The following is a 15513-nucleotide window of genomic DNA, read 5'->3' as shown; positions in this document are numbered from 1 at the left end:
TTATTCTTAAGTATTTGATATTTATGATTTCCTGTCAGCCAACGGATCCCTTTACAAAAAGAATCCAACGAACCGGAATTGTTCATTCAAATGTAAGAAACAATTGCCAAAAGAAAGTGTACTAAAGGATTTATATTCCGATTCCTTAGTTTATGACCGCAGATAATGGCATCTATTAATAAAAAAATAGACGTAAATTTAAAAAATAAAGCGATATAAGAATATTAAATGGCTACAGGAGCTTTGATCCCCGGATGCGGATTATAATTTTCTAAAGTAAAGTCCTCGAAATCGAAATCAAAGATATTTTTAATTTCAGGGTTTAATTTCATTGCCGGAAGTGCTCTTGGTTCTCTTCCAAGCTGTCTGTTTACCTGCTCAAAGTGGTTATTATAGATATGAACATCTCCAAAACTGTGAACATAATCACCTACTTCAAGATCACAAACCTGCGCTACCATCATCAAAAGTAGTGCATAACTTGCAATATTGAAAGGTACTCCAAGGAAAACATCAGCACTTCTCTGATACAGCTGTAAGGATAATTTACCATCCGCTACGTAAAACTGGAACAGGGCATGACAGGGAGCCAAAGCCATGTTTGGAATTTCTGCAACATTCCATGCTGATACGATAAGTCTTCTGGAATCCGGGTTTTTCTTGATCTGATCGATCACTTCTGTAATCTGATCTACAATTTTTCCGTCTGCTCCATTCCAGCTTCTCCATTGTGCTCCGTAAACAGGTCCCAGATCTCCATTTTCATTCGCCCATTCATCCCAGATGCTTACTCCGTTATCATTAAGATACTTAATATTGGTATCTCCTTTCAGAAACCAAAGCAACTCATAGATAATGGATTTTAAATGCACTTTCTTTGTGGTTACCAAAGGAAATCCTTTTGACAGATCATATCTCAGCTGATATCCGAAAACACTTCTTGTTCCAGTGCCGGTTCTGTCGGTTTTATCAGTTCCGTTGTCTAAAATATGCTGTAAAAGGTCCAGGTAGTTTTGCATTTTGAATGAGATTTTAAGTTTCAAATTTAGTAAAAACCATTAAAAAAAGCACTCACTTTTATGAATGCATTTTATAGCGGTGATGTTTATTTTCTATTAAACAGCTGTATATCTGCCATCTAACAGAAATTAATTTCACCATATATTTTCAATGGTCTGATGAATGGTATTGACTGTAAATGTTTCTCCTGTTTTTTTTCCGTACATAACTTTCACTAAGGGTGATTCTGCAGAAACGGTCATGATTTTCTGGTTCTCAAAAACAATTTCTCCCATGGAAGCAGCAATATAGAACAATCCTTTATCGGTTTTTACCAATGCTCCGTTCTGAACTTTTTCTGAAGGATCCGAAGTTATTTTCTGCAAAACAGCCTGTTGGCTCAACACTTCGTTAAGCTGTCTCTGCAGATTATTGATTTCCTGCTGAAGCATTTCTCTTCCGGTTTCGTATTTGTCCCCCATTGAGCTTTTGGTGTCATTGTTGGATGCCCGTGTTTCTGCGATCAGGTTTTCAAAATACCGGATTTTGTCTGCTGCTTTTGCTTTAATGATATTGATTATTTCCTGTTTGTTCATTGGATGATCTTTTTTATTGCGGGTAGATAAACCACCCCGTCAAAATCACAGATTTTGACACCCCTCCAGCGGAGGGGAATTAAGTACTGCTTAGTGGCTATTCATTAAGATAAAGCCAAAGATCTAAATATTATTTTTCAAATACAGCAAAATCAGATACTTTAAAGCTAAAATCTTTTCCATCGCTGAAATCTCTTTTGGTTTTATCAAAAACATTTCTGAATGTTCCCGACAGATGTTCGTCTTCAATAGAAAAGTTAACCGGTTCTTTTGACATGTTCAGAACAACCAAAACTTCATCATTGCCGTTTTTTCTTACATAAGCCAGAATTTTATCATTTGCTGTTGTATTAAGAAGGTAAGTTGTAACGTTGGTATCTCCTCCTCTTAAAGCCGGATTCGAAGCTCTCAAATCCAATACTGTTTTATAGAAATCAGCAACCTGATAGGTATTCGTCCATTTGATGGCATCTTTTTCGAAAAACTCCAGTCTCTTCATATTCGGAAGCTCCTGCCCTGAGTATAATAACGGAACACCATTCCATGTGGCGGAGAATACAGCCATTGGTTTTGTGATGACGCCATATTTTTCATATTCGGTTCCGTTCCACGAGTTTTCGTCGTGGTTTGTGGTAAACCAGGCTCTCATGGAGGCGTCTCCAATATTAGAATACTGTCTCAACAAATCCTTGAGCTCCTGAAGAGGTTCGTTTTTTTTATAATAGTCGGCAGATTTGTGCATCCATTTCCAGGAATAGCTGGCATCAAAAACTTTTCCGTATTCCGGGCTTTCCAGCTCATCAAATTCTCCCAGCCAGAAAAGAGGTTTTATTTTTTCCACTTCAGGACGTGCCTGTTCCCAGAAGTCTACTTCTACCCATGAAGCAAGATCACATCGGAAACCATCAATATCGGTTTCCTGCACCCAGAATCTCATGGCATCTATCATAGCCTGACGCATTTCCTGATTTTTATAGTCCAGCTCAATAATATCGTCCATTCCGGAAGCTATATGGAATTTTCCATCCGGATCTTTAAGATAAAATTCAGGATGTGTTTTTGTCCACACATGATCCCAGCCTGTATGATTGGCCACCCAGTCTATGATTACTTTAAATCCCAGTCTGTGTGCCTCATTCACCATATCTTTAAAATCCTGCAGTGTCCCGAATTCAGGATTGATGGAAGTGTAATCTGCAGCGGCATAAGGACTTCCCAGACTTCCCTTTTTATTCTGCTGGGCAATTGGGGTAATGGGCATGAACCAAAGTGTTTTTACGCCCATAGATTTCAGCCGGGGCATTTCTTTTGCAAATGCTTTGAAAGTTCCTTCCTGAGTATATTGTCTTATGTTTACTTCGTAGATATTTGTATTATGTTTCCAATCTTTTGGCAGTTCTGTCATCTTCCGTGTATTTTTTTGAGTGGTACAGGAAACAATTCCCAGACCAATTACAGCTAACAAAAGTAATTTTTTCATTAAACTATTTTTAACAAAAGTAAGGATTGTTTTTGGAGGGAAGCGGGAAAAGAACAAAATTGTAAAGGTAAAAAGGCAAAATTACTAAATGGTAAATTTATGAAAAGCTTATTTATGGAAAGGCAGAGGAAATCCGTTTACTTATTTACCAGTTTATTATTTTAATCGTTATGCATTTGCCATAAAAAAGCCCCGGATCAAAATCCAGGGCAGTATATTGTTGTTGACTATCTTTCGTCATCATTATCATCTTCATCATCAAAGACATCATCATTGTAGTCTTCTTCCTCATCATCATCGAAGCTGTCATCATCTTCATCTGCAAAATTTCCTCCTGCTCCAAAATCATCATCGAAGCCGAATTCATCATCTACCAATGGCATTGCTGATTTCTTTTTGCCACCTGCGCTTCCGTTTTTGCCAGGAGCTTTCAACGGAACATTTCCAAATCTGTATACCGTGATTGGATAGTTCACGCCTTTTGTTTCTTCAATTACTTCAATGAGCTCACAGAAAAATTCCCAAAGATCAAGAAGCCCATACTGGAACTGTGCTTTGTCTCCTACATTTTCAAAAGCCTCATCAATGTAAACATCTGACATAATTTCGCCGTCACCATCATCACTCATATCTTCCAATGGGACACTTTTTACGATCGTTCCGTCGTCTTCCAACAGATTAAATGTAGAAAGCTCATCTCCCTGCAGACTGAATGCACTTTTAATTCCTAAATGTAAGTTCCATAACGTTTGTTTTCCCTTAACTTCAATATCACGGAAAATATCCTCTTTCGCATCTAATATTACGCGGATTTTGTAAACCATATCAGTTTCTTAAATTACTTTTTTGCCTTTATAATTATGATAAATCTCTGTTGCAAATATATAATAAATGACATGTGACAAAAAAATATTTCAGGATTTTTTAAAATATTTTTTTTTCTTACATTTTGCCGGAATTATTTACTTTTCTCAAGCATAAAACTAAACTTTGTGCCTTCAAGGTAAACGCTTTCTACGGTAATATTTTCGTTATGAGCTTCAAGGATGTGTTTTACAATAGCCAGGCCAAGCCCGGAGCCGCCTTCTCTTCTGCTTCTGCTGGTTTCCACACGATAAAATCTTTCGAAGATTCTTGGAAGAATTTCGGATTTGATCCCCATTCCGTTGTCTATGACCTCTATCAGCACCTTATTTTTCAGGATACTGGTTTTTACAATCACTTTTGCTTCCTGTCTGTTAGCATAATGAATGGCATTGGAGATGAGATTAATAAAAACCTGAGAAATCTTCTGTTTATCAGCTTCTACAAAAATCTGTGGATGAAGGGTCTGAATCTGTAAAGTTGTATTTCGTTTTTCAGCTTCAAGATCAAGAAGGTCAAAAATCTCTTTGATCAGAAGGTTGACATCAAATTTTGAAACGGTAAGGTTGATTTCGCCAGCTTCCAGCCTATTGATCATATCAAGATCGGTTACAATAGCAATAAGTCTTTCTACCGATTTATCAATTCTTTCCAGATATTTATCCCGGATCGTAAGATTGTCTACTCCGCCTTCTCTTAGGGTTTCTACATATCCCTGAATAGAAAATAAAGGGGTTTTCAGTTCATGGGAAACATTTCCGATATATTCTTTACGGTAGCTTTCCATCTCTTTCATCATATCAATTTCAGATACCTGCTGCTGATTGAGATCTGAAAATCTTTCACCTAACTCTTTGATGGTGATATTTTCATCATGATTCTGTACTATTTCCTGCGGAAGAAATCCTGAAAGACCTTTTACCTGTTTTCTGCTGTAGTAATTGAAAAGGAGTTCCAGTACTACACAGTTGATCAGGAAGATCAGGACAATACAGATGAAAAGACCCGTTTTGAACAAAGGGGTCTTATAGTAGATATCTTTCAGCGAATCGAATACGACACCTAAAAGGAGCATTACCAGTGTCAGCAGACAGGAGGCAACGAGGGTAAGTCTGTAAAATTTCAATTTTACAACGTTTTAATGATTGAACGTAAAGTTAAGATTTTTAAATAATTAAACGATCAGTTTATATCCAATCCCTTTTAATGTCTGAATGGTATTGATCCCTAATTTTTCTCTTAGTCTTCTGATGTGAACATCAATGGTTCTTTCTCCTACAATCACATCATTACCCCAAACTTTTTCCAGAATCTCTTCTCTTTTGAAAACCTTTTCAGTATTAGAGGCCAAAAGGTAAAGCAAATCAAATTCTTTTTTGGGAAGAAGAAACTGCTGTCCGCTTTTGGAAACTCTGAAGTTATCTTTGTCGATAACAAGGTCTCCGATTTCGATGAGTTTAGCATTGTCAGAAACCTGAGAGGTTAGCTGCAATAATGCATTTACCTTAGAGATAAGGATTTTCGGTTTGATCAGTTTTACGACATAGTCATTAGCACCCGCCTGAAAACCTGCTAATTGAGAAAATTCTTCGCTTCTTGCAGAAAGGAACACAATAAGTGTTTTTTGCAGTTCTTTCACTTTACGAAGTTCCTGACAGGTTTCTATACCATCTTTTTCAGGCATCATGACATCTAATAAGATAAGGTCCGGAACAATTTCCTTTGCTTTCTCTATACCTTCATTACCATTGGTAGCGGTATAGATATCGTACCCTTCCTTTTCCAAATTGTAAGACAGAATCTCTAAAATGTCCAGTTCATCATCTATTAAAAGAATTTTTTTGCTCATCTTCTAGTTTAAGAATTCCCACAAAATTAATTATTTCAATTGATTTCATCTATCCGCCAAATGTTAACTAATTATTAAAAAACAACATTTTAAACACAAATTACAAAATCAATAAAAAAAACAATAAATAAATATATAAAAATCAAATATAAGGAATAATATTCAATATTAAAACAAAAATTATAATTATATAAACAAAACATCGATAACTATAAAATCCATTCATTCGTTAATACAAACTTCATAATTAATTAAGATTCTCCTAAAGTTTTCTTAAAAACTTAGCCCTTATTTTGCCCTTGAAAAAGAAGTAAAAGAAGTAATAATGAAAAAACAACTCCACAAGAGCATCATGCTACTTGCCTTGTTTTCTGCTGGCTATGCTTTTGCACAAAGTCAGATTTTGGAAGGTAGGGTATTGGACGAGAAAGATAATACTCCTATAGAAGGTGTAAAAGTAAAGGTAAACGGTCAGGAAGTAACCACTGACATTTCCGGATACTACTCTATCAACCTTTCTCCCGGTGCCAATTACATTGTAACGGTAAGCTCCAATGGGTATAACAGAAAAGAGATCAGTGAGGTGATTATCAAAAATGAAGGTAATACTCACCTTGATATTGTTCTGGATAAGCCATCTACCAAAGAAAAAGAAATTGAGGGTGTTGTCATAAAATCAAATGCAAGAAAAGAAACCATAGCCTCTACCATCGGTTTACAAAAGAATGCGGGTGTAGTTTCTCAGGTTATTGGTGTTGAAGCTATTAAAAGAAGTCCGGACAGAAATACGGGTGAAGTTCTGAAAAGAGTCTCCGGGGTGAGTTTGTTTGATGGAAAATATATTGTAGTAAGAGGTTTATCAGACCGTTACAATCAGGCCATGCTGAACGGCATCCAGTTATCCAGTACGGAACCAGACAGAAAGACTTTCTCTTTTGACCTTTTCCCTGCTAACGTTATCGAAACCCTTGTGATCAACAAAACTTTCATTCCTGAATATACAGGTGAATGGGGAGGTGCATTGATTCAGGTAAATACTAAAGATATTCCTAATAAAAATTTCTTCAATGTACAGGTAGGCGTAGGAGGAAACACCGCTACTATGGGGCAGGAATTCCATATGCAGAAAGGAGGAAAATGGGACTTTTTAGGAATTGATGACGGTTACCGAAAACTTCCTACCAATATGCCTGCAAAAAACGCTTTCAGTATTCTGACTGAAGCACAGAAAACAGAGATCGGCAAAGGATATACAAAGAATCTTGGATACAACAGTATCGGTTACCCTGAAAACTTAAGTTTACAGTTAGACGGAGGTTTCAACACGAAGTTATTCGGAAAAGATTTAGGAGTAATTGCTGTTTTAAACTACAGTAATAACAAAAGAAGAACTGAATCTACCAACCGTTTCTTTACCATCAACAATCAGCTTGCTGATACCAACTTCGATTATTTTACAGAAAAATACAGCAATGATATTATTTTAGGAGGGATGTTGAACCTTTCTTTAAAGCTGAACAGCAACAATAAAATTTCCCTGAAGAATATCATCACCAACAATACAGTAAATCACATGTCCTTCAGAACTGGAAAGGACTTTGAATTTGATCCTATTAACGGAACAAATATCATGGCAAGGGAAATTGGATTTAAAGAAACCACTTTCTATAACTCTACCCTTTCCGGTAACCATAAACTTGATATTCTTGGCGGTCTTACCGTAAACTGGTACGGAAGCTTCGGGATTCTTGATCAATACATCCCTTTGCTACAGCGTTTGCAGTATAACCAATATACGAACATGCCGGGAAGCCCTTATTTAGCTTTGATTTCTAATGGTCTTTCTCAAAAATCAGGAAGTGTATTCTACTCTACGCTAAGTGACTATTTATATAATGCAGGAGGTGATGTATCCAAAACATTTACGATGTTCGGACAAAAACAAACGATCAAAGGTGGGTATTTATTCCAGGTAAAAGACAGAATATACAACTCAAGACCGTTCTCTGTAAGACTTGAAAACTTCAATCAGGGATTGCTTTCTCAGCCTTTTGAAACGATCTTCAATCCTGGTAATTTTGGAACTAACGGAGGATTTACATTTGATGAAATTGCAGGAAACCAATACCGATATATTGCCAATACGATCCTTAACGCAGGATATTTACAGTTTGACAACAACTTCACACCATGGTTAAGAGCAGTCTGGGGATTAAGAGTTGAAAACTTTGACCAGCTGGTAGGAAGCACAAAAAAGAGTGATGACCGTTTTGTCAATACAAGAGTGACAGACTTTTTACCTGCTGTGAACTTGACATTCAAGGTAAATCCTAAAATGAATATCCGTCTTGCAGGTTCACAAACTGTTGTAAGACCGGAATTCAGAGAGGTTTCTCCTTTGGCTTATTATGATTTTGACCTTGGAGCAACTGTAATCGGTAACAAATCTATTGAAAGAACTAAAATCACGAGTGCTGACCTTCGTTGGGAATTCTATCCAAGAAACGGAGAAATTATATCCGTGGCAGGTTTCTATAAAAACTTCAAAAAACCGATCGAATTATACTTCAACCAATCAGGGGTAGGAACCAGTAACACTTTCAACTACCTTAACGTAGATAAAGCTGATGCTTATGGATTAGAAGTGGAAGCGAGAAAAAAACTGGATTTTGTAAGTGCTCTTAAAAACTTTACGCTGGGTGGAAACGTAGCATTAATTAAAAACAGAGTAACGGACGAAGCTACCAACATAGACAGACCAATGCAGGGACAGTCTCCATACACGGTTAACTTAAGTCTTCAGTACGATACTGAAAAATCAGGTTGGTCTTCTACTCTATTATTCAACATGATCGGAAGAAGAATCTTATATGTAGGAAACGATCAGGTTCCACCAATCTGGGAAGCACCCAGACCTCTTTTAGACTTCCAGCTTGCTAAAAAATTATGGAGCAACAAAGGAGAAATCAAGCTGAATGTTTCAGATATCCTGAACCGTCGTGCTAAATTCTACCATGACCTGAACGACAATGGTAAGTATGACAGCAAAGATGCTCTTGCTATTGAAAGACTTACAGGAACCAATATCAGTTTAACACTGGGATACAATTTTTAATTCACTCAACAAATAATCTAATAAATAATTTAATTCTTTATAACATGAAAAAGTTCGTTTTATATTCTTTAATGCTTGGCGCTCTAGTATCAACTACCGCTTGTAGAAATATAGAAGAAGATGGACCTACCATTATTCAAAATGGAGGTAACGGAAACGGAGAAACTGAAAACCTTATTCTTTCAGGAAAAATCACTTCCAATACTACACTTAAAGCCAATAAAATCTATAAGCTGAGAGGACTGGTATATGTAACTAACGGAGCTACTTTAACTATTGAGCCAGGTACAAAGATTGTAGGTGAAGCTGATAAAAACGGAGCTTTGATCATTACAAGAGGGAGCAAAATCATGGCGGAAGGAACTGCTGCCAACCCTATTATCTTCACTTCAGAGAAACCAAGTCCTAAAAGAGGAGACTGGGCAGGTGTAGTAATCTTAGGAAACGCTCCTACTAATGCATCTTTCGGAGGAGCAAACGGAGTTGGAGAAATTGAAGGAGGTATTAACAACTCTGAAGGTCTTGGACTTTATGGCGGAACCAACGCTGCTGACAACAGTGGTGTATTAAAATATGTAAGAATAGAATATGCAGGATATGCATTCTTACCGGATAAAGAGATCAACGGAATTACGTTCGGGGGTGTAGGTAGCGGAACTACAGTAGACTATGTAGAAGTTGCTTATGCTAATGATGACAGTTTTGAGTGGTTCGGAGGTACGGTAAACTGTTCTCACCTTATTTCTTACAAAGGTCTTGATGACGATTTTGATACAGATAACGGTTTCTCAGGAAAGGTACAGTTTGGTATCGCAGTAAGAGATTCTCAGGTAGCAGACGTTTCAGGTTCTAACGCATTTGAATCTGATAATGACGCCAACGGTTCTACTTTAAATCCTCAGACATCTGCTATATTCTCTAATATGACGATTATCGGGCCAATCAACTCTGCGGCTTCTGGTTCTATCAACGCATTATTCCAGAATGCATTACAAATCAGAAGAAATTCTTCTATCTCTGTTTTCAACTCTGTATTCACAGGATTCCCTGTTGGATTATTCATTGATGCTACAAAAGGATCTCCAACAGATAACAATATTGTAGGTAATAAACTATTCTTTGAAAACAACGTTTTAGCAGGAATGCAAACTCCTTTAAAGTTCGGACCATCTACCTCTACTCCAACAACGTATACGTTAGCAGATCTTACAACCTGGTTTAATGCTAAAGGAAACACAATCCTTGCTTCTACTGCTGATGTAAAGCTTGCCAACGCATGGGCTCCTGCAGGAACTACACCAAACTTCGCTCCTGGCTCAGGTTCTCCATTATTAACAGGAGGTGCATTTACTAACCCTAAATTAGCGACTTGGTTTACACAGGTTACTTACAAAGGTGCTGTAAAAGATGCGAACGATACCTGGTATGCAGGATGGACAAACTTTAACTTATAACATCATCATATAAGTACCTAGATTTAATTTCAAATAGAAGGCCTCCGGAAGTATTTCCGGGGGCTTTTTTTATCGTTATTATGAGATATTACCAATATTAGGAATTTTGAATATGAATAGATGTTCACATTGTAAAAATACCGGATTGCAATTTGAACAATTATTTTTATGTTTAGACACATACCCTTCCTTGATAAGTTTTGGCTAAAGCCGGAGGAATATCTTTTTCCATTCAAACGGGCTAAAGCCCGTTCCTATTGAATATAAACAATCTCGAAATTCACCATCTGAAACTCTGATCCGGAAAATAAAAACCAGGATCACGAAAAGTCTAAACCCGCACTCCGGAACCCATTCAAAAAAAGCCACCCGAAAAGCTTCCGATGGCATTACAAAAAACAAGTGTATAAATATATATACTTCTGATTAGTTTCTCCAGAATAAATATCCATCTTCGCAGCTTCTTTCAAATAAGGTACGGAATCCGTATAGAAAACACCATGCTGTGGAAAGGCTACCAGCTCAGCTCCAAAGCTTTTCTTTTTATTTTCTAACGCTTTTTGCAGATTTTTTAATGACTGAAGTTTGGAAGTCGGTTCAATATTCACGTGGCTTCTTGCATAGGAAGTTCCCTTCGATTGTAATAGCTCGATCAGTTTTTCAGCTTTGAATGTTGATTTTTTCAGCATCTCAGGAAGCATTTTCTGCTCCAGTTCTATCATTCCTTTTACTCCTCCGGCTCTTTTTTTAACGGACTGCCACTGATCTCCATAGAAGGTTTTATCAAGGTGAATATGCATATCTTTAAATGCAGGAAGCATCAATAGTCCTTTTGCATCTACAGCTTTAGCATTGGGTTGATTGGGTGTGATCTTTGTGATTTTTCCTTTTTCAACTTCTACATAAAACAGATCTGTTTTGGTAGAAGCTACTTCTCCATCCTGGTATTCAAACCTTGTTTCCAGACGAACATTTTTAAGGCTCATTTTTCCTTTTACTGAAAGATTTTTCTCATCGAAAGGCGATGCAGTCATGATATTGGGTATTAAAGTGAGCCCCGCTACAGCCAACGCTGAGTTTCGGATGAAATCTTTACGGGGGATCTTATTGTCTGAGGTCTTCATTTCCAATCTATTTAAGACAAAATTAAAAAGAAGTACTCTGAACGAAGTGTATGGTTTATTACAAAATCTGTATGATTTATGCTTTGTGTTGATTCCTTAGGGGAATGCTTTATGGTCTACTTAATTTATCCACAACGCTTCTTGTCATTACGCAGGAATCCTGATTATGATGTTTTTACTCTGTTGAGACTCCTACGGAGTGACAAATAGACCGGTTAAACTTTCTATATCAAGTATGTTTAATATAAAAATATCGACAATGCCTGTCATTACGCAGGAATCCTGATTATGATGTTTTTACGCTGTTGAGACTCCTACGGAGTGACAAATAGACCGGCTAAACTATCTGTATCAAGTATGTTTAATATAAAAATATCCACAACGCCTGTCATTACGCAGGAATCCTGATTATGATGTTTTTACGCTGTTGAGACTCCTACGGAGTGACAAAGGGGCAGCCTTTACTTTTTGTATAAAACTAAGACTAGCAATTATGATTAGTATAAAAATATCCACAACACTTGTCATTCTGCAGGAATCCAAATTATGCTGTTTTTATGCTGGTGAAACTCCTACTGAGTGACAGAGATTGCGTTGATTTTTTTTCAACCTAAACTTTCTTTTCCATAAAAAAACCGGATTTTAAATCCGGTTTCATTATTATTTATTTGAATATTCAAATTTTCTTACTGCTTCCAGTGTCATATCAATTTCTTTATCCTTGATGGCATCGCTGATGAAGTAAGTTTCATAACCGCTTGGCGGAAGATAGACTCCATTCTTAAGCATCTGGTGGAAGAAATTATTAAACAAAGAATGATTTGCTTCCTGTGCTTCATCAAAGTTGGAAACGCTTTTAATATGGAAGAATACAGACATCATAGAACCTTTTCTGTTGATTCTGTGAGCGATTCCTTTTTCATTTAAGATTTTTCCGATCTCAAAATCCAATGTTTCTGTTGTTTTCTCCAATCTGCTGAAAAACTCAGAATCATTTTTAATAAGCTGAAGAGTTTTTAATCCGGCTCTCATTGCTAAAGGATTTCCACTTAATGTTCCCGCCTGATAAACACCGCCTTTTGGTGCAAGATGATCCATGATTTCATTTCTACCAGCGAAAGCTCCTACCGGAAGCCCTCCTCCGACTACTTTTCCGTAAGTCACCAGATCAGCTTTTACATTGAAAAGTTCCTGAGCTCCTCCGAAAGCTAATCTGAAACCAGTCATCACCTCATCAAAGATCAATAATGCTCCGTTTTCATCACAGATCTTTCTCAGTTTTTGTAAAAAATCGTTTTCCGGCAATACACAACCCATATTTCCCGCAACAGGTTCTATAATTACCGCTGCAATTTCTCCCTGATTATGACGGAATAAATCTTCAACCTGTTCAAAATCATTATAACGCGCTAACAAAGTATCTTTTGCTGTTCCAGCTGTTACGCCCGGAGAATTTGGATTTCCAAAAGTAGCTGCACCACTTCCCGCTTTAATCAGGAATGAATCCGAATGCCCATGATAACAGCCTTCAAATTTTACAATTTTATCTCTTCCTGTATATCCTCTTGCCAGTCTGATAGCACTCATACAAGCTTCTGTTCCTGAAGAAACCATTCTTATCTGGTCGATATTCGGAACATTTTCAATGATGAATTTTGCAATTTCTGTTTCCAGTTCTGTAGGAGCACCGAAAGAGAATCCTTTTTCAGCCTGTATTTTCAGTTCTTCCAGTACCTCAGGATGAGTATGTCCTAAAATGGCCGGGCCCCATGAGTTGATATAATCGATGTAAGTATTGTCATCTGCATCGGTAAGGTAAGCCCCTTTTGCCGATTTCATAAAAACAGGCACTCCTCCTACGGATTTAAATGCTCTTACCGGAGAGTTTACACCTCCCGGAATGTATTTGTAGGCTTCATCAAATAAAGCCGAACTTCTTTGATACTTCATATATATTTAGTTGGTGCTGACAGCTGCTGGTTGGCATGTAATTGTCAACGATAAACTCTCAACAAAAAAAATTAAATTAGTTTCGTGGTTTTTTGTCTATTAAATAAATAAGCTGTCCTGCAGATGGCTGCTGTCCTTCATCCATTCTGTTTTTAGCGTATAATTTATTTAATTTGATTCCGAATTTCTGTGCAATATCATGCATATCTTCTCCGTATTCAGCTTTATAGGTGGCTGTATTTCCGGTAGAATTTTTAGACTCAAGGAAAACGATGTCATTTTTCTTTAACGTTTCATTTTCCAGCTCATTCCACTTCATCAGTCTGCTTTCGCTTACTTTGAATTTGTTGGCAATGAATTTCACATCGGTATCTTCAGGAATTACAATATATTTCAGCCCATCATTCGGGTGGCTTTTGATAAGAATAGAATTCAGAATTTCAGCTTTCGTTTTAATTCTCTCTACTCTTTTTTGTTGTTGTGCGTAAGAGGTTTGTTTGTAAGGGACTTCAACGGTAACAGGTTCTTTCACTTTTCTGGTTGCTTTTGAAGGTTCCAGCTGTGCCATGAAAGTTCTGTCGTCTTTCAGATCCGGGTACATTTTAAGAACAGCATACAATACTTCATTAGAATTGGTATTGTCGTATTCATATAACTTATACTTTTCAATTTTGGAGATAAGAATGGAAGCATAGCGCGGATTGGTAGCGTACCCTGCTTTTTTTAAGCCGGTTGCCCACGCTCTGTAATCTTTCATATCCAGTTTGAAAAGGTTGGCGTAATATTTTCTTGTGGATAAAAATATAGAGTGGTCTTCATAAGACTGTCTTGGATCATCGTACACACGGAAGCATTCGTTAGGTGCATCATCGGTATGTTTCATTGTTCTACCGGTCCAGTCTTCTTTACATTTTATACCGAAGTGATTTTTACCTTCCTGTGCCAGTCTGCTCTGTCCGCCCCCGGTTTCCAATAATCCCTGTGCAAGGGTAATAGAAGCCGGAATTTTATATTTTTCCATTTCTTCTACTGCATATTTAGCAAACTTCTGAATATACTGATCTTCGGTTGCCCAAGTCTGGGCTGAAAATTTTGATAAAACTAAAAGGCTTATGGATAGAAAAAGTCTTTTCATGTTTTTCAATTTTACTTATATAATTAAATTTCTATTCTGTTTTTCCAACAGTAAATTAGCTCCTTCAATTCCCTGTAAACCACCAGTATGAAAGCACAAAACCTTACTGTTTTCAGGAAAATATCCTTCTTCTATCAGTTCAAAAACTTTCTCCATCATTTTCCCTGTATAAACCGGTTCCAAAGGAATACCGTACCTCTCCTTGAAATCATTGATAAAACGAACGTTTGCATCATTTATTTTACCATAACCTCCAAAACATGAATCTATTAGATTAAAATTCTGTCTCAAAGTTAATTCAAAAATTTTATTTTCCAGTGAAGCATCGTTAACGGCTTTAAATCCTATAACTTTCTGATTCTCTTCACAAAATTTTGAAATTCCTGCAATGGTACCTCCGGTTCCAACTGCGGTGCAAAGATAGTCAAAATCTTTTGTTTGTTCATTGAGCATCATTTTCACTCCTTCTACAGCGTCTTTATTGGTTCCTCCTTCAGGAACTATCAAAGCTTCAGGAAACTCCTGCTGAAGGAATTCTGTCAGTTTTTCTTTGTGACGGTATTCTTCACGGGTGACAAATTTCAGGTTCATCCCGTTTCTTTTCCCAAAAAGCAAAGTAGGATTATCACGCCATTTATGCTCCAGTTCTTCTCCTCTGATGATTCCCAGTGTTGGAATACCTGCCATATTACCTACTGCAGAAACCGCTGCAATATGATTGGAAAAAGCGCCTCCGAAAGTAATGATGTATGGATTATCAGGAACTTTTTCCAGATAGTGATTCACATTGTGAAAGAGTTTCCAGTATTTATTCCCTGAAATCAACGGATGAATCTGATCTTCCCTTTTAATAAAAAGCCTAATGTTTTTCTCGATAAGAATTTCCTGGATAGAAACAGGTTCTGTGGGAAGTTTTAATAGCATTTCAGTTTTACGACACAAGATTA

At 37.0% G+C, this 15513-nt stretch carries 11 protein-coding genes and 1 pseudogene; 2 read left to right on the top strand and 10 right to left on the bottom strand.

The window, feature by feature from the left end; translation table 11 throughout:
* Positions 1 to 224 precede the first annotated feature (224 nt).
* The 6 genes from EK417_RS14830 to EK417_RS14805 all read right to left on the bottom strand — a co-directional run bounded on the left by EK417_RS14830 (position 225) and on the right by EK417_RS14805 (position 5788).
* Positions 225 to 1019 (bottom strand): thymidylate synthase, encoded by a 795-nt coding sequence (locus EK417_RS14830; protein WP_136522578.1) that lies wholly within the window; start codon positions 1017 to 1019, stop codon positions 225 to 227.
* Positions 1020 to 1154: 135 nt separating this feature from the next.
* Positions 1155 to 1595, bottom strand: coding sequence for a hypothetical protein (locus EK417_RS14825; RefSeq protein ID WP_136522577.1), 441 nt, complete (start codon positions 1593 to 1595; stop codon positions 1155 to 1157).
* A 130-nt stretch (positions 1596 to 1725) separates the two neighbouring features.
* The gene (locus tag EK417_RS14820; protein WP_136522576.1) at positions 1726 to 3075 is read right to left on the bottom strand and encodes an alpha-amylase family glycosyl hydrolase; all 1350 of its coding nucleotides are present in this window, start codon (positions 3073 to 3075) and stop codon (positions 1726 to 1728) included.
* Positions 3076 to 3302: 227 nt separating this feature from the next.
* Positions 3303 to 3899, bottom strand: coding sequence for an IS1096 element passenger TnpR family protein (locus tag EK417_RS14815; RefSeq protein ID WP_076596111.1), 597 nt, complete (start codon positions 3897 to 3899; stop codon positions 3303 to 3305).
* Between the two features lie 134 nt (positions 3900 to 4033).
* Complete coding sequence (locus tag EK417_RS14810; RefSeq protein ID WP_076596112.1) at positions 4034 to 5065, bottom strand: sensor histidine kinase; 1032 nt, start codon at positions 5063 to 5065, stop codon at positions 4034 to 4036.
* A gap of 48 nt (positions 5066 to 5113) precedes the next feature.
* Positions 5114 to 5788, bottom strand: coding sequence for a response regulator (locus tag EK417_RS14805; protein ID WP_076596113.1), 675 nt, complete (start codon positions 5786 to 5788; stop codon positions 5114 to 5116).
* A gap of 325 nt (positions 5789 to 6113) precedes the next feature.
* Here EK417_RS14805 and EK417_RS14800 point away from each other — a divergent pair, with 325 nt between their 5' ends.
* Entirely contained in the window at positions 6114 to 8903 is a 2790-nt protein-coding gene (locus tag EK417_RS14800) for a TonB-dependent receptor (RefSeq protein ID WP_076596114.1), read from the top strand.
* 44 nt (positions 8904 to 8947) lie between these two features.
* Positions 8948 to 10357, top strand: coding sequence for a beta-helix domain-containing protein (locus EK417_RS14795; protein WP_136522575.1), 1410 nt, complete (start codon positions 8948 to 8950; stop codon positions 10355 to 10357).
* A 443-nt stretch (positions 10358 to 10800) separates the two neighbouring features.
* Here the strand turns inward: EK417_RS14795 and EK417_RS14790 are convergent.
* From EK417_RS14790 to EK417_RS14775, 4 genes and pseudogenes are all read right to left on the bottom strand, one after another.
* Positions 10801 to 11481, bottom strand: a pseudogene (locus EK417_RS14790) (amidohydrolase family protein); the annotation flags it as partial.
* Between the two features lie 660 nt (positions 11482 to 12141).
* Positions 12142 to 13431 carry a glutamate-1-semialdehyde 2,1-aminomutase gene (hemL, locus tag EK417_RS14785; protein ID WP_136522574.1) on the bottom strand — a complete coding sequence of 430 codons (1290 nt, stop codon included), beginning with the start codon at positions 13429 to 13431 and terminating at the stop codon, positions 12142 to 12144.
* A 76-nt stretch (positions 13432 to 13507) separates the two neighbouring features.
* On the bottom strand, positions 13508 to 14566 hold the full coding sequence (locus tag EK417_RS14780) for a glucosaminidase domain-containing protein (RefSeq protein ID WP_076596118.1): 1059 nt from the start codon (positions 14564 to 14566) through the stop codon (positions 13508 to 13510).
* Positions 14567 to 14581: 15 nt separating this feature from the next.
* Positions 14582 to 15490 (bottom strand): 1-aminocyclopropane-1-carboxylate deaminase/D-cysteine desulfhydrase, encoded by a 909-nt coding sequence (locus EK417_RS14775; RefSeq protein ID WP_136522572.1) that lies wholly within the window; start codon positions 15488 to 15490, stop codon positions 14582 to 14584.
* Positions 15491 to 15513 lie beyond the last annotated feature (23 nt).

The sequence above is a fragment of the Chryseobacterium candidae genome, assembly GCF_004916905.1.
Classification (GTDB): Bacteria; Bacteroidota; Bacteroidia; order Flavobacteriales; family Weeksellaceae; genus Chryseobacterium; species Chryseobacterium candidae.
This window is presented reverse-complemented; position numbering and strand designations above follow the sequence as displayed.

Bases quoted from the DNA above. Each gene is read 5' to 3' on its own strand.
- EK417_RS14830 (WP_136522578.1), bottom strand. From the start codon at position 1,019: ATGCAAAACTACCTGGACCTTTTACAGCATATTTTAGACAACGGAACT.
- EK417_RS14825 (WP_136522577.1), bottom strand. From the start codon at position 1,595: ATGAACAAACAGGAAATAATCAATATCATTAAAGCAAAAGCAGCAGAC.
- EK417_RS14820 (WP_136522576.1), bottom strand. From the start codon at position 3,075: ATGAAAAAATTACTTTTGTTAGCTGTAATTGGTCTGGGAATTGTTTCC.
- EK417_RS14815 (WP_076596111.1), bottom strand. From the start codon at position 3,899: ATGGTTTACAAAATCCGCGTAATATTAGATGCGAAAGAGGATATTTTC.
- EK417_RS14805 (WP_076596113.1), bottom strand. From the start codon at position 5,788: ATGAGCAAAAAAATTCTTTTAATAGATGATGAACTGGACATTTTAGAG.
- EK417_RS14800 (WP_076596114.1), top strand. From the start codon at position 6,114: ATGAAAAAACAACTCCACAAGAGCATCATGCTACTTGCCTTGTTTTCT.
- EK417_RS14795 (WP_136522575.1), top strand. From the start codon at position 8,948: ATGAAAAAGTTCGTTTTATATTCTTTAATGCTTGGCGCTCTAGTATCA.
- hemL (WP_136522574.1), bottom strand. From the start codon at position 13,431: ATGAAGTATCAAAGAAGTTCGGCTTTATTTGATGAAGCCTACAAATAC.
- EK417_RS14780 (WP_076596118.1), bottom strand. From the start codon at position 14,566: ATGAAAAGACTTTTTCTATCCATAAGCCTTTTAGTTTTATCAAAATTT.
- EK417_RS14775 (WP_136522572.1), bottom strand. From the start codon at position 15,490: ATGCTATTAAAACTTCCCACAGAACCTGTTTCTATCCAGGAAATTCTT.